Here is a 16721-nt window from a genome sequence, read left to right on the forward strand (position 1 = left end):
GGAATAAGGCTTTCTACTAAAGGTACATGGCTTCGCAGCCTCTAATGAACCCACATTAGAGGCTCCAAATCATGAAAATCACTGCGGTCGTATCGACCAAAGGCGGCGTAGGCAAAACCACAGTTGAAGCCAATCTCGGTGCTTTATGCGCTGATGCTGGACTCCGAACCCTTCTGATAGATCTGGACCCAGCCCAGCCTTCACTTTCTTCGTACTACCAGCTCGTGGAGGAAGCTCAGGGCGGTATCTACGACCTGCTCGCGTTCAACATCACCGATTCTGTTCGCATTATTTCCAGCACCGCGATACCGAATCTGTCTCTGGTTATCTCGAACGACATCAACAACCAGCTGAACAGCTTGCTCTTGCAGGCGCCCGACGGACGGTTGCGTCTGGCCAACCTGATGCCGGCGTTCCAGGATCACTTCGATCTGGTGCTGATCGACACCCAAGGTGCTCGCTCGGCCATGCTGGAAATGGTTGTTCTGGCATCGGACCTGGTCATATCCCCTCTTCTCCCCAACATGCTCGCCGCCCGCGAGTTCAGCCGCGGCACCATGCAGATGCTGGACGGCCTTCGCGCTTATGGGCGCCTCGGCATGAAAATTCCGCCCGTACAGATCGTTATCAACAACCTCGATCTGACAGCCGACGCACAAATGATCGAGCAATCGGTGCGCGACATATTCCAGGACAACGATGAAATCAGCGTTCTGGATTGCACCATTCCGGCAGCTGTGGTGTTTCGTAACGCTGCGTCCCTGGGCATACCGGCTCATCGGCTGGAATACCGACAGCCCTCGAATCGCAAATCCCCCGCTGCCCTTGCCATCATCCGCCAGTTGGCGATCGAGCTCTTCCCTGAATGGCGTGACCGCTTCGAAGCCATGACTGAGGAACACGTGGCCAAGCTTGTGAAGGGGGGTCGTTGATATGGCCAAGTCTTCCCTCACAGTTGCCCACGGCATTACGCCCGAAGTAATGCAAAAACTGAATCAGTCCTACAGCTCAAAGGATCTACGCGCCGTTCAAACCAAGCTCACAAGCACAGCGCGCGAGGTCCGCAAACTTGGCGACGGACGCTGGAAAATGGGCACCGGTTTGTTAGGGCGGCTGAGTGAATACTTGACCCCAGAGCAGCATCAGCTCCTGCGGGATGCAGCAGATCTCATAGACTCGGTAAATACTCATGTCGAACACGCGAAAGAAAAGCGCGTTCGATCGGAAAAAGAGGCTAAACGTCGCCAGGAAGCACGTCTTACCCGGGCCAAACAGCTTGTAGCCAATGCTTACCCCCTCCCCGCCGAGTCCAATGAGCAGCAGCTGGACGTTATCAAAACTGCGCTCATCCTCAATCGCGCAAGGCAACACCACGTCGCGCGTAACGAAATCGAATTCAATCTCTACGTCAGAAATGAGCTAAAGGAACCAGCTCGTCTATATGGTCGGACACCCACGCAATACCGCATAAACAACCTGACTTCGATCCGGTATGACGTCATCGACGAGATAACAAGCCACCTTGCCTATGACGACGGATCAACTGTGGAGGATCGACTCCAAGCCCTTCAGGAAAAAGTTGCTGATGCCATCGCCCAGATTGCATTGACCTCGGATGAACGCGAGACCCTACGTCTTTGGTCGGAAGCACTCTCCCCTGCGAAGCAACAGGAGGGTGATCAATGATGGACAAGCAGAAAGTCCTGAGCAAAGTCGCCAAGCTGATGGCCTTGGCCAACTCCCAAGGTGCTTCGCCAAACGAGGTCGAGACCGCGCTTCGTCAGGCCCGAAACCTGATGAAGCAGTACAACCTCGAATCCATTGAGGTGACAGCGCATACCGTTGATGAGGTGAGCGTGACGACCAACACCCGTCGCGCGCCTCAGAACTGGTTGCATTCGCTGGCATCGACTTGCGCTACCGCCTTCGATTGTTCCCACCTGGCCTACTTCAACATTGCAGGCGGTTGGTCTTTCAAATTCTTGGGCAAGGGCATATCACCTGAACTCGCGGCCTACGCCTATTCCACGCTCCATCACCAATTGGTGGCCGCGCGCCGGGAACATGTGGCTCAACAGAAGCGTTGCAAGCTGAAGACCAAACGACGCCGTGGCCAGTTATTTGCCGAAGGCTGGCTAAACGCTATTTCATACAAGGTGGCTCAATTTGCCGGAAGCATGGCCGAGTCCACTCAAGGTGACATCAAGGCTTACATCGAAGTACACCATCCCAATCTGAAGAAGTTCACCATCGAACCACTGGAGGCCAAAGGTCACGACACCGGCTCGATGATCGCCGGTTGGGACCAGGGCAAGAAGGCCAATCTTCATCGCGGCGTAGATCAACAACGGCAACCGTTGCTGGGACTCGGAGGCGGCCAATGAGCCTTCTCGACCTATCACCGCCCCACTCCCTCGAGGCAGAGCAAGGTGTTCTTGGCGGGCTGTTGCTCGACAACAACACCTGGGACCTGATCGCCGATCAATTGGTGGAGGAGGATTTCTTCCGGCAAGAGCACCGCGTTCTTTTCAAAACCATAGACACGCTTGCCAGTAAAGCGATCCCTTTCGACATCGTTACGGTCCATGACGCCCTGTCAGAACCAGCAGCTGCAGGCGGCTTGAGCTATTTGGCGGAATTGGCAAAAAACACCCCCTCAGTCGCCAACATCGAACACTACGCCCAGATCGTTCGGAATCGCTCACACCTCCGAAGACTGATGTCTGTTGGGTTTCAGTGCTCACGTGAGGCCGCTGATCAGCAGGCGGTCGCCAGTGACGTGCAAGAGTCGATCGAGCAGCAACTCTTCGCCCTTGGCCAGGACAAATCCGCCGCTGAGTTCATCAATCTCAACCAACAGCTGACGAAGGTCATCGAAGAGATTGATAAACACTTCAACAGCAACGTGACATTGACCGGGCTCCCATCAGGGCTGGATGACCTGGATGAAATGACCACTGGCTGGCAACCCGCCGATCTGATCATCCTCGCAGCGCGACCTTCCATGGGAAAGACCTCGCTTGCCCTCAATTTTGTTGACGCTGCCCTGCAGAAGGAAAAAGCAAAGACCGTTCAGGTGTACAGCCTTGAGATGCCTGCAAAAGCGCTGATCTATCGCCTTCTCGCAGTATTGGGGCACCTGGATCTGCGCAACCTGCTGACGGGTGCTCTTGAAGATGCAGACTGGCCAAAGCTGACTTCTGCTGTAAGCCGTATGAACGGCTATGGCGATCGCCTTGTCATTGACGACGAATCGGGCCTCACACCTGCTGCCTTGCGGGCAAAAGCTCGACGAGCAGCGCGTAAATACGGGCATCCCGCTCTGATCATGGTCGATTATCTGCAGCTCATGAACTGCCCTGGGCAGGAAAATCGAGCCAACGAAATCAGCGTCATTTCCCGTGCATTGAAAGCGCTGGCCAAAGAGATGGACTGCCCGGTCATCGCGCTTTCTCAACTCAACCGCTCCCTCGAGCAGCGTCAAAACAAGCGACCTGTTAACGCAGATCTGCGGGATAGCGGCGCCATTGAACAAGATGCGGACGTGATCATGTTCGTCTACCGCGACGAGGTCTACAACCCGCAAAGCGAGTTCAAAGGCATTGCCGAACTCATTCTCGGCAAGCAGCGAAATGGTCCGACAGGCTCTGTTCGAACCGCATTTATCCCGAGTCAAACTCGCTTTGCGAACCTCAGTGCCAGCACGTGGCAAGGAGCCTCTGCATGAACACTCAGTCAACGAATCAAATTACCCATTGGTGCAGCAACTGCAACTCGCACTTTCCATTGCAGCAGGTCCGTCACTGCATCCCGGTTTCTACATCACCAGACGGTGAGGAGGAAGTGCTGCAGTGCCCTACGTGCGGCAGCTACCACATCGAGGAACTGCAGGAGGTGGCCCATGCGCAGTAACGCCGCACTCTTTCCTCTGGTACCGGCAAGTAGCCCCTTTGTAAGCTCAACTGTTGCCCACGCACACAGCTTGGGCGTTAACGCCGTCGAACTGGATGCGCTCGCCCAGGTCATCAGTCGCCTTGCTCGTGACCACAGCACAGTAGTCGCCGCCAGCATGAAACCTGACCTGCAGGAGTTCGAGGACCTCGGTTACATCGTCCTCGCCCCCACTACGTCCGGAACGCTTTCAGTGGAGCTCCTGTGCGCTGCTGCCCTGCTCTCCAATTATTTCTGGGCAATCTGGGTTCCTCGGCACTTGAACACCTGTTCTCTCAAGGTTGCCGTGATGGCACACCTTGAGCCGAATAAAGACGTCCAGCACTGCACGGTCGTATTTCGCATTCCCGGGCCGCGCGAGGCTACCGGTGAATTCCTGACTGACTTGGGCGCGATGTTTCCTGATCACCAGCCGGAGATCATCGCTATCCAGGTTGGAAACGTACTCGGAGAACGGGAGCACAGCGAATGAGCAGCCCTATTCGCATCGCTCGGCAAAACCTTCGTCTTTTGGTGGCCTTTGCCACCGCCAATGGCTGGAGTGTCTCTCGCACTCAGGGTGGGCATATCAAGTTCACGAAACAGGGATTAACCCCGATTTTCACATCCTCGACCGCCAGTGATCACCGCTCAGAACTCAATGCCAGAGCTCAACTGCGTCGTGCCGATCGCCTCCAATCTCAACCGTCACAGGAGGCACGCTGATGCCTATTCGTAATTGCATCGTTCACTTGATCGACAAAAAACCAGATGGCATGCCGGCAGTGCTTCATGCCCGCGACTCGGAACTCGCAGAGAGCGAGGCCATCGAGAACATGCTCGCGGACCTCAACGAAAGCTACAACGCCAAACAGGGTAAGGCCTGGGGCTTCTTCCATGCTGAGTCCGGCGCGCACCCGCTCAGCGGCTGGTTGAAGGAATACCTCGATAGCAGCAACGACTTTACGGCGTTCAGCCGAGTGGCGGTGGAGCACCTGCAAAAGCTGATGGAGGAGTCGAATCTCTCGGTCGGTGGCCACGTGCTGTTCGCGCACTACCAGCAAGGCATGACCGATTACTTGGCCATTGCCTTGCTGCACCACAGTGAAGGTGTTGCTGTAACCGATGAGCTCGACGTGACGCCGTCGCGGCATTTGGACCTTAGTCAATTACACCTGGCGGCGCGAATCAACATCTCGGAGTGGCAGAGCAACAAGCAATCCAGACAGTACATCTCCTTCATCAATGGCAAAAGCGGCAGAAAGGCATCGGAGTATTTCCGTGACTTCATCGGATGCCAGGAGGGCATCGACGGCCCGGGCGAAACCCGCACCTTGCTCAAGGCGTTCAGTGACTTCGTCGAAAGTGAAGACCTACCGGACGAGTCCGCCCGGGAGAAAACCAGAACACTCGTGGACTACGCCAGCAGCCAGACAAAGCTCGGTGAGCCCATGGGTCTGGAAGAACTCTCAGAGCTACTGGATGAAGACCACCCCCAAGCTTTCGTCGAGCATCTTCGCGCCAATGATTACGGTTTGTCGAAGGAGATCCCCGTGGACAAACGGACCCTCGACAAATTTCGCCGGTTCACCGGAAAGGCCGATGGCCTGTCCATCAGCTTCGAAGCGCATTTGCTCGGTTCCAAGATCGAGTACGACGAGGAACAGGCGACGTTGGTAATCCGCCAGGTCCCGACGCAGCTCCTCGACCAGCTGAAGCGCCGCTGAAAAGAATCCGAACCGTTCAAGAATTGGAGACAGCCATGAGCAACCAACCACAACGTCAAAACGAAGAAAAATTCGTAGTCCGTCTTCCTGACGGCATGAGAAGCCGTATTGCAGATAAGGCGCGTGAGAATACCCGATCAATGAATTCGGAAATCGTCCATCGCCTGGAGCGTACTGCAGAGCTCGAATCCTCTCTTGAGCGTGCGCACCGAATCATCGACCAATTGCTCGCTGGCTCAACTTCAGCCAGCGATGCTGGAGCAGAAGCATGAAGCCTTCACTCGCTACCATGAAGGAGCAGCTTCTGAAACCGTCATTCGATCAGAAAGCGCCCGTAGCACAGCGCATGAGCGATCCTATCGTCGACACTCCGATGGTATTGACGCTGGATGAAACGCTCCCGTGGGATACCAACCCAAGGACCACGCGCAACCCAAAGTACGATGAACTCAAGGAATCGATTCGGCAGCGCGGCCTGGACACTCCTCCACCGGTCACCAGACGACCCGGTGAGGACAAGTTTCGAATCAGGAACGGCGGCAACACCCGCCTGGCTATCCTTAACGAGCTGTACAGAGAAACCGGGGATGACAAGTTTTTCAGGTTTCACTCTCTGTTCCGACCGTGGGATGCAGTGCGGGGAGAGATCATCTCCCTGACAGGCCACTTGGCCGAGAACGATCTTCAGGGGCAACTTCTCTTTATCGAACGCGCCATAGGTGTCGATAAAGCAAGAGCGCTATACGAAGAAGAGGCTGGTGAAACAGTTTCATTACGTGAGCTCTCGCGACGCCTTAAGGCCGACGGATATCCGGTATCCCCTTCTCATTTGAGCCGGATGCAGGACACCATCCGTTACCTCCTTCCAGCAGTCCCAGGCCTTCTTTACTCGGGGCTCGGTGTTGATCGCATCTCTAAAGTGTTAGCCCTGCGAAAAACCACCCTTCAGTGCTGGGAAAGCAACTATCAAGAAGAAGGCCAGTCATTGGACTTCGATCTGATCTTTCAGGACGTGTTGGCTCAATTTGAAGGTGAGGCAAACGAATTTCTGCTGCAGCGTTTCCAGGATGAACTGATTCATCAGATTAAAGAGCCTTTGGGCCTCGGCTACGAAGCCATTCTCCTGGAAATCACCCAAAACCAGGATCAGCTCCGCAGATCGATCCCCATTCTCGAAATGCCGCAGGAAGTGCTTGGAGCCTCTGATACCGATGGAGCTTTCCAGCGCACATCTCCAGAAGAAATTACCGTTACCCATGACGCACAGCCGGCACTTCCCTCTCCTGCCAACGAACAGAAGCCAAAACAACCGCCGCAAAAGCCGTCAACAGAGACTGTTCCGCCAAAGCAATTCAACGCTGAAGAAAAGCAAGCTCGACTGGATGGACATATTGCCAGTCCAGTGACGACCTCTCCCAGGGTCTTGCACGTCAAACAGCAGCTCGCAGCCATGGAAGGAGAACAACTCCCAGACTTCGAGGCCAACGCTCTGGTGGCGATCCCTGTTCAAGCCGGTGGCCTTCATCCAATTTCCGACCTTTGGTACATAGAGCGAGAGATCGATACCACCGACGGGCTTCGCCTGCACATAGCTCAACTCGCGCGCGAAGTTGCTGCCTCGGTCAACGCGCCAGGTGAGATCTTCGAGGTCGATGGAGGGATTGGTTTCAGCTATCGACACCCGGAGGGAGAGGTTGAGGTCAATGCTACAGCGCAACACACCCTGACCCTGCTCCAGTCTTTGAGCGGTTCTATTGCCATCGCTTTAAACATGATTCAACAGCAAACCGATCTGCCTAAAGACGCACTTGCAGACTTTGAGTTTGCTGCAGGGCTCGGTCAATTGCTGCTGGGACAGCCCACGACCAAAGACTTGCGTCCAAATGATTCAGGCAGGTTGAGCGACGGAGCCCTTGTAAAGCTCTTCCGCATCATTCGCCTGTCCAGACGGCTGATCGACCTGGAAATCATGTCCATCAGTGAAACAACGCCACCGGCTGAAAGCTGATGTCGAGTGATCGCAGGGAGGAGCCGTAATGTCCAAGACACCTATAAACGAGGCCATTCTTTCTCAGGTGCTGCATAACGTCCGCAACGGCCAACTGAGACGCTGCATTGAAATGGGGTTGGAGCCAGAAATCCTGGCCCAACTCCAGCAGCCGTCTGCATTGAGCTTATTGCTCAATACACCAGTGTCGTGGTGCAGCGTCACGATTGACGGGGAAATGGTGAAAAAGATCCTTACCGGGGCACAACGCTCCGATGAGGAAGTCCGCATGATTGAGCGCGCTCTGCGTCTGGGAGCGACCACCCACATGCTGCAACAGTTCTTCGGCCTGTCCCCTCAGGACGTCGCCCTTCAACGTTTGATGATGGGTGTTACGGCACGCCGTGGCCGTTGGCGTGAGTTCAGCGAAGAGACCGATGCCGACCTCTGGTACAGATGGACGCATTTGATGAAAGAGCATCAAGTCGACCTGGCAGACAGCATCGCGATGCTGGATATCGCCATGTTGGTTGCCGAAGAAATGAAGTCCCCTCACGGCGGAGATGCTGACGAAGCTGCTGAAAACCTCAGCTTGGCCATTATCTGGAACCGTATTCAGACTTGGATCAAAGAGGGACTCTACCCGCCTTCTCATGGAAGCAATTGGAACCCACGCAAGCTCCAGTTGGTAGTGGCTCAAAATCAACGGCAACAGACTGTCGTGGCTTCGGTGGAAGGTGATCCCGAACTATGAAGTTGTCACGGTTTCCATTGTCGACACTTTTGGACTCGGCATCGGGTCATCTTGAGGCCCATTTGCTTCACAAAAAGGAGTCAGCACCGACTGAGGTAGCTGGCTCCTCTCCCTATTCTGGAATCATTTTCAGTGGGAACCCTCATGAGACCGTCCCCCGACGTCTTTTGCTCGATGACCGGCTGACGCCTCTTGAGAGAAATACCTGGCAGGTATTCAGACTCCTCATCAATGATGACGGTGTGACGGCATTTCCTACCTATGACCAGCTGAGACCCTATCTTGGAATGCAGCCCGGTAAACCGGCATCCAGGGAAACCATTTCAAAAGCCTTGGTGACCCTTCGGCTCACGCGCTGGCTTAGTTTGGGTCGACGTGTTCGCAATGACCTTAGTGGCCAGGTTCAAGGCAACGTCTATTTGCTCCACGACGAACCCGTATCGCCGGCAGAGGCCGTTGAGTTCGATAAGGGCTACCTGCAGCTGCTTGGTCAGTCCATGCAACATCAAAACAAAGCGATCCGTGAAGTGGCAGAAATTGCCTGGAATGAGTTCGCCAGGGATCCAGACGTTGGTAATCGCCTGCCCAGTCGAGTGGATGTCATTGAGGAACGGCTGAATGCACAGCCATGGGTGAAGGACGTTCAAGCAGCACGAGAGTTGAAAGCCACTGAGTTCGGAGTCCGAACTCAGCAAAATCCTCCTCAGTTCCCACTGAGTTCGGATTCCGAACTTTGTGGAAAATCGCTCCACAAACCCCGATTTGAGCTCAGTTCGGAATCCGAACCCAGCCTGAAACCGCAGAGTTCGCACCCAGTTCGGAATCCGAACTCATACAGTACGTATACAGATACACACAAAGATGTTTGTAAAAGCTCTGTACATGTACCGCCTGCCCAGGACGATATCGCAGCTGATTTGCTTCAGGCCCTCCACCGGCTGCCACCTGATCAGAAAAGGAACGCGGTAGAGGCCATGCAAAAAGTCCCGACCGACTTGAAACCTGCCCTGATCAAGCAATGGGTGCATCGATACGAAAGCGGATCACTGAGAAACCCTCTCGGCTACCTGTTGACCCTTGTTGCCAGTGCTGTTCGTGGGGAGTTCAATAGCAACTGGAATCCTGATGACAAATCAGCCTCGGGCGAGACTCTGCCGGCCATGGCGAATCCAATTGCGAGCAAAGGATCAGATGCGTCGAAGAACTCAAATCAACTCGCTCAAAAATCAGTGCCAACGCCCACCAGGAACCCGGAAACCATGGCGGCGGCAAAACTAGAAATCAGCGCGATGATGAGTCAACTCAGATTTGGTAAGCCAAATGCTCAATGACCGGCTCGATGCCAACGAAGTGAATCACTTACCCTCAGCGCTCGGTGAAAAGACTCGCCATGTGTTGCGGGCCGCAACACTGAATCCTTTTCCGCATTCCAACCCAGACAAAGGCTCGACTGTTGCGGCCCGCAACACCCTACTCTGACATGATGTTGGCATATGGCTAATTGACGACCATAGTTATGCGTCTTCTTTTCCAGCACCGGGTTTCCATGGATCAAATCACACCATACGTTATCGTGTCACCGCTCACCGACGATCAGGTGCAAACCATTAACGTGAATCAGGTTCTGGCGAGCCACGAGCCCTTTCAGAATTCGCGCAGTCCTTCACTGTGCCCTCACCTTGAAGCGGGCAAACATGACGCTATTGCGGGTGTTGTCGGATTGCTGATCGCTACTAAGGCGATAATCGTTTGTCCGTGTTGTGATTACGTCCAGAAATCAGTTCCCTCAGGCCTGCTGGATACGCTTCCGGCCACCAGTGGGCCTTTGGACGATTCTGATTATCCAAGCCTTCTGGCGTTTATGCGCGACGTAGATGAGCAATTGCAGACGTTGCTTGATGGTGATCGTTACTACATGGGGCTCAATGTACTGCGGCCCAATGTGGGTCAGTACCTGAAAGATCTCAGCGCACGGTTTCGCCCCAAGGGGCCAACGCTTGAATCAGTGCCACTGGCACTGATGCTCACCCTCCACAACCAAGCCCCACCAAGCAGTGCTACTCGTCGCATCATTATCGGGTTTATCAAGACTGAAAACGTCCTGAAACCCCGCCAGCACTGGATGGGAGGCTTGTACCTTAATGCTGAGGGGGACCTTTGTTTTGACGAAGCGCTATACGAAAAAACGGTGTGGAGAGGCAAGCAGGAGACCTATTTTGAGAGCATCGAAAAAGGCTATGAACAGCTCCAGAGTGGCTTGAAGTTTTTGCACCACTTTCAAAAGCGTGAGGACGACAGCTGCTCGCCACCCAGCGACATTCAGCCTTTGCTACCAATCAGAGACGTGCAGGACCAAGTGGCCCACCTCAAACGTATTCAGCCCAAAGTTGCAGCGCTGGTGGAGGCAATGGAAGGCCGTACGTTTGCCCAGATTGCGACCAATATTCGACCAGAGCCATCTGTGGCTATCGGTACACAAATCGATCAGGCGGCGCTACCAAGTGACTAGAGCCACCTACCAGTTGAGTCCCTAGGCATAAAAACTGAGGGTGCTGACTGACCACTTTTAAGGTGTTGCGGGCCGCAACAGTCAAAGTGGGTGTTGAAGCCTCGATCAGGTATCAGCCAAGTGATTCGACCCGAATTACTTGGCCGTGGCATCGAGGTGACACGAATCAACCGAGCGCTTCCCTTGCACTGGTAGCGCCGTTGACCTGGGCACTCCTAGCTCCCGCCTCCACGGCTTTTTCTGCAACAAAATCCCTTCCGTCGGACTATGCATTTAATGCTGCTGACACAGCAGCCGGATTGCAGCATGGGCACGTCTCTCCTCTCCCCAAGGAAAAACTGCACCATGGCTGACAATTACCGGCTCAACATTGGCTCCTTGCGGAGTGATGTGAACCTGACCCTCCATACTCACCACGCGGCTCGCATCTGGATGGGACGACCAAAGACCGACGACAAGGCCGGCATCATTGGCTTGTCCGGTTTCTGTTCCATCGTCAATCGGATGTCTCGCGGGGCTCAACAGGATGACCCCTATTCCGACTGGTGGATGATCAACCTGGAAGAAAAAATCAGCGAATCCAAAGACGCGCTAAAGACCATCGAAGATCGACTGGATACCGCGATGGCCTCTCTGCCCCCGGCCATCACCATCAGCAACAACCTCTCGATCCAACCGGTCAGCCTTCCTCTCTATATATCCAACCCGCTCGGTTTCCAGGCGGTCTATCTGCTGACCAACTATGACGAGATAGTCCGGCGCATCTTGCTGGCCCAGCACGTCGGCCTCATCGGTCGCCGCGACATGGAAATGTGGATTGACGAAGGCGCCGCTGTATTGCGTAGGCTGTTTGGCCTGGCCCAGCTCTACAAGTACTCCGGTGCCGCCCGCGATGACTTCGCAGCCAACAATGCCAAGGCTGAAGCAGCCCGCAAAATGTACGAGCGATATGGCGAAATTCCCCAGGACATTCTGGAAGGCACTCGCCGCTCCAACTTTGCCCCGCCGATCACTCGTGGCCAGCCACAAGTCGAAGAACAAGAACACTTCGATGATGGCGTCGAGGATTGATGACCATGGGGCAGGCCAACGCCAACCAGGGAGTGCTGCAACAGGCAGCCTTCCGGCCACTGCAACAGGATGCCTTTCAGGGACTGCAACAGGGAGCCTCACTAAAAGGCCTTTTAAAGCCTTTTAAAGGTAAGGGGGAACTGACCCAGTTTGCGGATCAATGCCGAGACTTGGAGATGGGTTTAAAAGCACTTGCCCAGGGAGTGCTGGACCAGGCAAAGCGACATCCATTCCCGTTGCTGCCCGTGCGTATGACGGAACAGAACACCCAGGCCGGCACGATGTTCCTGCGATGGCAGCAAGTCTCGAATCGGCGGATGGGCGTCGGTGTCTGGGCACAAATGATCGACTCTTCCAGGACACCAGAATCAATGCTGCAGGACCTTTACACCATGGAGCTGCAGCGCATCACCCTGAATATGCAGATGAGCCTCATGCACTCGATGGCCAAACAGGCCGCCGAGTGCGCCGAAAAGATGGGCCAGGCAGAGGCCGTATACGCCGCTCGCGTGCAGCAGCACACCAATCAAACGCAACACCAATAACCTCGGAGAATACTCATGGGTACGCCCGTCAACGGCTGGGAAGGCAACATCGGCTCCGCACCGGAGTTCAAGGAATTCCCCAACGGCAACAAAGACCCTCGTCGACTGCTGCGGATCAACGTCTACTTCGACAACTCGATTCCGGACGGTAAAGGCGGCTACGAAGATCGTGGTGGGTTCTGGGCAAACGTCGAATGGTGGCACAAGGACGCGGAACACTACTCACAGCTGTTTCAGAAAGGCATGCGTGTGATGGTCGTCGGTCGTGCGGTTATGGACCACTGGAAAAACGATGAGGGGGAGTTCGAAGCCTTGAAAATTCAGGCCAGCCGCATCGGCATGTTGCCTCACCGCATCACAATGGTGAACCTGGCGCCGTCACAGAGCCAGAACTCGCAACAGTCCAGTAGACCTCAATCGCAGCCGCAGCTAGCCCCTGATGACTATCCAGAATCTGATCCTCCGCAGTTCTGAAAACATGGGCTTAATTTTCGGCCCACTCGTGTAGCTGTCGGTGTTGGGGGAGGCGGTTCATCGTCTCCCCCAACGTCCTTCTGAAGTCACATAAAGTTGGAAGTCACAGATGGATGATGCGAACAGGAGTCCAGTTGGGTACGTTGTGGTGGTCGCGGAGCATCCCATTGTTGGCCGCATTTTCTGGACATACTTCGATGAAAGCGAGGTCAATGCTCCGGACTACTACGGGCTCACTACGAATCCGAAGTCCGCAGCATGGATCCCAGCAGGATGGCGGGACGATAGAAATCTGTATGGCGGTTGCGGTTACAGAGATCTCAATGCATGGGATGGACGCAGGTTCCTCCACGTACTCTTGGATGAGTTCCGCCTATATAGTGAATATCGCACCGCCGTTGACGATGAAGGCCAGTTAACTGAGCATCTATCAGGTGGTCTGGGGCAACTGCATTTGCAAAGTGGCCAGTCGGAGGAGGACTTCGTTTGCTGGATCTGGACAGCAGAATGGTCGGACGAGCCGGCAGTAGGCCGTGTGTAGTAGCAACCAATTGGGCTTGCAAAAAATCGCGCCAATCGGCTAGCTTTTGGTGATTTTTACCCTTTCTTTCGGCAAGCTTAAGCTCTGAACCTCACTCTTTTCGTATGATGCGAAAAAAAATCGCCAGAACGTGACTATGCAGTTTGACTGACTTGCTCGTCGGGAGGCTCGGCCAGTGAAGAATACAACTGACTCCTCAAAGTCGTTGGATAGGCGTCATCAGAATAACCCCCACCGGGCGGTTGAGGCTGCTGGTGCGGCAGCCGCCCAGAAAGGGCTACAGGTGTGTAGCTGCCCTTACCGTCATCCTGCAATGCTTGCGTCATGGCTGAAAGGGTTTGCCCAGGAACAGCAATTGGGATTCGATTTCCAAAGTTAACGACTTTTGGGCTCAAAGCGGCTGACAAAAAATCTCAAACAGTTCTTTGAAAAATAGTGAATCCCGTTGGCGCAACGTAAAGGAACGAGCTATATCACTTTGATATCATTTTTATAAACATGGAGGTTTTGTCATGCAAGTACGCATCCTTGTTGCTGGTTTGACATTTTTCTCACTAACTGCCTGCTCAACATCCACCCCGGATGTAGAGAAGCTATCACTGTCTTCATCTCTCATGATGGCCGAAGGTGGAGTAGCAGCTCCTGTAGATGATGAAGAGTTTCGCAAAAAATTCGAAAGTGAGCTGGAAAAAACAATCGATTTCTGTACGCCTATTCTGAGCGGGATGGAGCGTGATTCCGTTGATGGTGCGAAGAAAGCCTTCGGACTTTCCATGGCGGGCCTAATTGCGGGGGCTGTCATTGCTCCTGCGCTCGCTGCTGCGAATGCCTCAGCAAATGCAGGTTGGATAGCTGGATTCAGCGGTTTTGGTGGCGCGGCCGGATTCGCCGGAAAGAACTACGAATCGCTTGGCCTCAATGGTCGAGCGCAGGCAACTCAGCGCAACGACATAGTGGACAGAATACGAGAACAACTGAAAGTGGCGCTAAACAGCACACAGGATAAACAGAACAGGCTCAACGCTTTATCTGCGGCCAGGGTTGAATGTGTAATGTATAAGGCTTCCACGCCAACACTTTCTGCTCAGTGAGCTACCAATGGGTTCTGACTGAAAACCCTTGTCGGCCAGTGATCATTTCCTGTTGAACCTCATTCTTTAGAGCGTGACATTCCCTCTTGCTGGCAACTTACGAGGGAGAATTCATGAAGCTTATGATCATCGAGTCACCGGGCAAGCTGAAGAAGCTGCGGCCGATGATGAAGAAACTGCGTCCAAACGAAGACTGGCAGGTAATCGCCAGCGGGGGACACATCCGCGACCTCCCTGTGAGTGGGCAAGACGACTCCATGATCACCACCGGTGTTCGTAGAAACTACTCCCTGGTATACGAGGTTCTCGATAAAAGCGCTCGCAATGTGCGTGCGATCAAAGATGCGGTGAAGAAGGCCAGTGAAATCTACCTGGCAACGGACCCTGATCGCGAAGGCGAGAGCATTAGCTGGCACATCAAAGAAGAGGCCGCCATCAAGGCGTACCACCGAATCACCTTCAACGAGATCACCCAAAAGCGGGTCAACGAAGCGCTGGCCAACCCACGGCAGATTGACATGAACAGGGTGGCCGCTCAGGAATGCCGTCGAGCGATGGACCGCATTGTCGGCTACATGGTGACGAAGGAACTTCGCCGGTTGATGGGCAAGCCAACCACCGCCGGACGAGTGCAGTCACCCGCCGTTTACCTGGTGGTGTTGCGCGAAAGGGAAATTCGCACGTTCGTGGTGATTGTTCACTTCAGCGCAAGGCTGCATTTCCTCACTTCTGATGGCCGCTCGACGTGGAGTGCCGACTGGCAACCCGTGCCAGACTTTGCCACCAAGGAGCAGCCCTACGTCCAGGACAGCAACCTCGTACAGCTGGTCGCCGCCACACGAAACGTTGTCGTCGAGTCTTGTGAAGATCGCAAAGCCGAGCGGAGCCCGCCGGCACCCTTTATCTCTTCGACCCTGCAACAGGCCGCAAGCAACTCGCTCAAGTGGGATCCAGACAAAACGATGAAGGTCGCACAACGTCTGTTTGAGCAGGGCGTTATAACCTATCACCGGACTGACAACCCCAACGTACCAGACGAAGCCATGCAAGACATTCGCGCCGTCGCCGACTCGCTGGGAGTGAGAGCGGTTACCGAACGCAGAACCTTTAACGCAGCAGAAGGCGCTCAGGAAGGTCATCCGGCAATTACTCCAACAGACTGGGCAGAAACGGTCGCAGGGGAAGATGCCGAAGAGCAGGCACTGTACAAGCTCATTCGAATACGGGCGCTCGCCAGCCAGATGGAAGCAGCCATCTATGACGTTCGCACTGCAAAACTGATTGCTCTCGGCCCCAACGGAAAGCCCCTCCGGTTCACTGCAACAGGTAGAACTGTCGCCTATCTCGGTTGGTTGAAGCTGCTCCAAAACGACGACACCGACGAGGAAAATGAATCAGGTCCAGATGAGGCAGACAACCCGGTCCCGGCACTCACCTCAAGACAAGTGCTGCCAGTTCATCGAGGGGAGTGTCTGAACAAAAAGACCCAGCCACCAGCGCGCTATACCAAAGCATCTCTCATCAAGGAAATGGAACGTCGTGGCATCGGCCGGCCAAGCACCTTTGCCTCCATTTTGAAAAACATCACCAGCAAGGGATTGATCGTCGAAAAGAGTCGGAAGCTGATGCCGGAAGCGCTCGGCGAAGAAACGATCGCGCGGCTTGAAGGTGTATTCAGCTTCCTCGAACTCAACTTCACTCGTGAGCTTGAACGCGACCTGGACAGAATTGCCCAAGGACAGGACACCTACCGTGCTGTGATCGCCAAACTTCACCAGCGCCTGGAGGACGAGTTGTCCAAACAACGGGGTCAGCCCAGTGCGCCCATGCAATCCACCAGGCAGCCCGCTGCGTCGACTCCCAGCCACGAGTTCAAATGCGGCAAATGTGGTCAGGCTCTGATCAGGCGCACGAAAGCAGGCAAAGGCGGCTGGGATTTCTGGGGATGCTCTGGGTATAGGTCTAGTGGATGTGAGGCCAGCTATCCAACCCTGAACGACAAACCCGACTTCAGCAGACCTAAAGGAATTTGATCGCTGAAGTGTTGCGGGCCGCAACACCTGACGGATTCACATCGAAAATGACTGATCCT

Annotated in this window: 20 protein-coding genes; all 20 read left to right on the forward strand. The window is 54.5% G+C overall.

Going from position 1 to position 16721, the window contains the following annotated elements; genetic code table 11:
- The first annotated feature begins 71 nt into the window (after nucleotides 1-71).
- On the forward strand, nucleotides 72-932 hold the full coding sequence (locus NL116_RS23880; RefSeq protein WP_494374305.1) for a ParA family protein: 861 nt from the start codon (nucleotides 72-74) through the stop codon (nucleotides 930-932).
- A 1-nt stretch (nucleotide 933) separates the two neighbouring features.
- Nucleotides 934-1686, forward strand: a complete 753-nt coding sequence (locus tag NL116_RS23885) for a hypothetical protein (protein ID WP_494374306.1) — start codon at nucleotides 934-936, stop codon at nucleotides 1684-1686.
- On the forward strand, nucleotides 1686-2384 hold the full coding sequence (locus NL116_RS23890) for a DUF2786 domain-containing protein (RefSeq protein ID WP_494378123.1): 699 nt from the start codon (nucleotides 1686-1688) through the stop codon (nucleotides 2382-2384). Before NL116_RS23885 ends, NL116_RS23890 begins: the two co-directional genes overlap by 1 nt.
- On the forward strand, nucleotides 2381-3727 hold the full coding sequence (gene dnaB / locus NL116_RS23895; RefSeq protein ID WP_310868073.1) for a replicative DNA helicase: 1347 nt from the start codon (nucleotides 2381-2383) through the stop codon (nucleotides 3725-3727). The genes NL116_RS23890 and dnaB overlap by 4 nt, the downstream gene beginning before the upstream one ends.
- Nucleotides 3724-3912 (forward strand): hypothetical protein, encoded by a 189-nt coding sequence (locus tag NL116_RS23900; RefSeq protein ID WP_494374307.1) that lies wholly within the window; start codon nucleotides 3724-3726, stop codon nucleotides 3910-3912. Before dnaB ends, NL116_RS23900 begins: the two co-directional genes overlap by 4 nt.
- The gene (locus NL116_RS23905; RefSeq protein ID WP_494374308.1) at nucleotides 3902-4423 is read left to right on the forward strand and encodes a hypothetical protein; all 522 of its coding nucleotides are present in this window, start codon (nucleotides 3902-3904) and stop codon (nucleotides 4421-4423) included. The genes NL116_RS23900 and NL116_RS23905 overlap by 11 nt, the downstream gene beginning before the upstream one ends.
- Nucleotides 4420-4656 carry a type II toxin-antitoxin system HicA family toxin gene (locus NL116_RS23910; RefSeq protein ID WP_494374309.1) on the forward strand — a complete coding sequence of 79 codons (237 nt, stop codon included), beginning with the start codon at nucleotides 4420-4422 and terminating at the stop codon, nucleotides 4654-4656. Before NL116_RS23905 ends, NL116_RS23910 begins: the two co-directional genes overlap by 4 nt.
- Nucleotides 4656-5657, forward strand: coding sequence for a nucleoid-associated protein YejK (yejK, locus tag NL116_RS23915; RefSeq protein WP_494374310.1), 1002 nt, complete (start codon nucleotides 4656-4658; stop codon nucleotides 5655-5657). Before NL116_RS23910 ends, yejK begins: the two co-directional genes overlap by 1 nt.
- A 35-nt stretch (nucleotides 5658-5692) precedes the next feature.
- Entirely contained in the window at nucleotides 5693-5929 is a 237-nt protein-coding gene (locus NL116_RS23920; protein ID WP_494374311.1) for an Arc family DNA-binding protein, read from the forward strand.
- Complete coding sequence (locus tag NL116_RS23925; RefSeq protein WP_494374312.1) at nucleotides 5926-7665, forward strand: ParB family protein; 1740 nt, start codon at nucleotides 5926-5928, stop codon at nucleotides 7663-7665. The genes NL116_RS23920 and NL116_RS23925 overlap by 4 nt, the downstream gene beginning before the upstream one ends.
- Nucleotides 7666-7693: 28 nt before the next feature.
- Complete coding sequence (locus tag NL116_RS23930) at nucleotides 7694-8398, forward strand: DUF2857 domain-containing protein (protein ID WP_494374313.1); 705 nt, start codon at nucleotides 7694-7696, stop codon at nucleotides 8396-8398.
- A complete protein-coding gene (locus NL116_RS23935; protein ID WP_494374314.1) occupies nucleotides 8395-9729 on the forward strand; it encodes an STY4528 family pathogenicity island replication protein in 1335 nt (444 codons plus the stop codon). The genes NL116_RS23930 and NL116_RS23935 overlap by 4 nt, the downstream gene beginning before the upstream one ends.
- 185 nt (nucleotides 9730-9914) lie before the next feature.
- On the forward strand, nucleotides 9915-10907 hold the full coding sequence (locus NL116_RS23940) for a hypothetical protein (protein WP_494374315.1): 993 nt from the start codon (nucleotides 9915-9917) through the stop codon (nucleotides 10905-10907).
- A 345-nt stretch (nucleotides 10908-11252) separates the two neighbouring features.
- Complete coding sequence (locus NL116_RS23945; protein ID WP_494374316.1) at nucleotides 11253-11978, forward strand: PFL_4669 family integrating conjugative element protein; 726 nt, start codon at nucleotides 11253-11255, stop codon at nucleotides 11976-11978.
- Between the two features lie 5 nt (nucleotides 11979-11983).
- Nucleotides 11984-12523: a DUF3158 family protein gene (locus tag NL116_RS23950; protein ID WP_494374317.1), complete on the forward strand. Its 540-nt coding sequence runs from the start codon at nucleotides 11984-11986 to the stop codon at nucleotides 12521-12523.
- Nucleotides 12524-12538: 15 nt separating this feature from the next.
- Nucleotides 12539-12997: a single-stranded DNA-binding protein gene (locus NL116_RS23955; RefSeq protein ID WP_494374318.1), complete on the forward strand. Its 459-nt coding sequence runs from the start codon at nucleotides 12539-12541 to the stop codon at nucleotides 12995-12997.
- Nucleotides 12998-13106: 109 nt separating this feature from the next.
- On the forward strand, nucleotides 13107-13538 hold the full coding sequence (locus NL116_RS23960; protein WP_494374319.1) for a hypothetical protein: 432 nt from the start codon (nucleotides 13107-13109) through the stop codon (nucleotides 13536-13538).
- A gap of 175 nt (nucleotides 13539-13713) precedes the next feature.
- Nucleotides 13714-13917: a CrpP family ICE-associated protein gene (locus tag NL116_RS23965; RefSeq protein ID WP_256676696.1), complete on the forward strand. Its 204-nt coding sequence runs from the start codon at nucleotides 13714-13716 to the stop codon at nucleotides 13915-13917.
- 133 nt (nucleotides 13918-14050) lie between these two features.
- Nucleotides 14051-14629 (forward strand): hypothetical protein, encoded by a 579-nt coding sequence (locus NL116_RS23970; protein WP_494374320.1) that lies wholly within the window; start codon nucleotides 14051-14053, stop codon nucleotides 14627-14629.
- A 113-nt stretch (nucleotides 14630-14742) separates the two neighbouring features.
- Nucleotides 14743-16662, forward strand: coding sequence for a type I DNA topoisomerase (gene topA, locus NL116_RS23975; protein WP_494374321.1), 1920 nt, complete (start codon nucleotides 14743-14745; stop codon nucleotides 16660-16662).
- Nucleotides 16663-16721 lie beyond the last annotated feature (59 nt).

This window comes from Pseudomonas sp. FBCC-B1667, from assembly GCF_059133255.1.

Excerpts from the sequence above, each read along its gene's own strand:
- NL116_RS23880 (WP_494374305.1), top strand. The coding sequence starts at position 72 with ATGAAAATCACTGCGGTCGTATCGACCAAAGGCGGCGTAGGCAAAACC.
- NL116_RS23885 (WP_494374306.1), top strand. The coding sequence starts at position 934 with ATGGCCAAGTCTTCCCTCACAGTTGCCCACGGCATTACGCCCGAAGTA.
- NL116_RS23890 (WP_494378123.1), top strand. The coding sequence starts at position 1,686 with ATGGACAAGCAGAAAGTCCTGAGCAAAGTCGCCAAGCTGATGGCCTTG.
- dnaB (WP_310868073.1), top strand. The coding sequence starts at position 2,381 with ATGAGCCTTCTCGACCTATCACCGCCCCACTCCCTCGAGGCAGAGCAA.
- NL116_RS23900 (WP_494374307.1), top strand. The coding sequence starts at position 3,724 with ATGAACACTCAGTCAACGAATCAAATTACCCATTGGTGCAGCAACTGC.
- NL116_RS23905 (WP_494374308.1), top strand. The coding sequence starts at position 3,902 with ATGCGCAGTAACGCCGCACTCTTTCCTCTGGTACCGGCAAGTAGCCCC.
- NL116_RS23910 (WP_494374309.1), top strand. The coding sequence starts at position 4,420 with ATGAGCAGCCCTATTCGCATCGCTCGGCAAAACCTTCGTCTTTTGGTG.
- yejK (WP_494374310.1), top strand. The coding sequence starts at position 4,656 with ATGCCTATTCGTAATTGCATCGTTCACTTGATCGACAAAAAACCAGAT.
- NL116_RS23920 (WP_494374311.1), top strand. The coding sequence starts at position 5,693 with ATGAGCAACCAACCACAACGTCAAAACGAAGAAAAATTCGTAGTCCGT.
- NL116_RS23925 (WP_494374312.1), top strand. The coding sequence starts at position 5,926 with ATGAAGCCTTCACTCGCTACCATGAAGGAGCAGCTTCTGAAACCGTCA.
- NL116_RS23930 (WP_494374313.1), top strand. The coding sequence starts at position 7,694 with ATGTCCAAGACACCTATAAACGAGGCCATTCTTTCTCAGGTGCTGCAT.
- NL116_RS23935 (WP_494374314.1), top strand. The coding sequence starts at position 8,395 with ATGAAGTTGTCACGGTTTCCATTGTCGACACTTTTGGACTCGGCATCG.
- NL116_RS23940 (WP_494374315.1), top strand. The coding sequence starts at position 9,915 with ATGCGTCTTCTTTTCCAGCACCGGGTTTCCATGGATCAAATCACACCA.
- NL116_RS23945 (WP_494374316.1), top strand. The coding sequence starts at position 11,253 with ATGGCTGACAATTACCGGCTCAACATTGGCTCCTTGCGGAGTGATGTG.
- NL116_RS23950 (WP_494374317.1), top strand. The coding sequence starts at position 11,984 with ATGGGGCAGGCCAACGCCAACCAGGGAGTGCTGCAACAGGCAGCCTTC.
- NL116_RS23955 (WP_494374318.1), top strand. The coding sequence starts at position 12,539 with ATGGGTACGCCCGTCAACGGCTGGGAAGGCAACATCGGCTCCGCACCG.
- NL116_RS23960 (WP_494374319.1), top strand. The coding sequence starts at position 13,107 with ATGGATGATGCGAACAGGAGTCCAGTTGGGTACGTTGTGGTGGTCGCG.
- NL116_RS23970 (WP_494374320.1), top strand. The coding sequence starts at position 14,051 with ATGCAAGTACGCATCCTTGTTGCTGGTTTGACATTTTTCTCACTAACT.
- topA (WP_494374321.1), top strand. The coding sequence starts at position 14,743 with ATGAAGCTTATGATCATCGAGTCACCGGGCAAGCTGAAGAAGCTGCGG.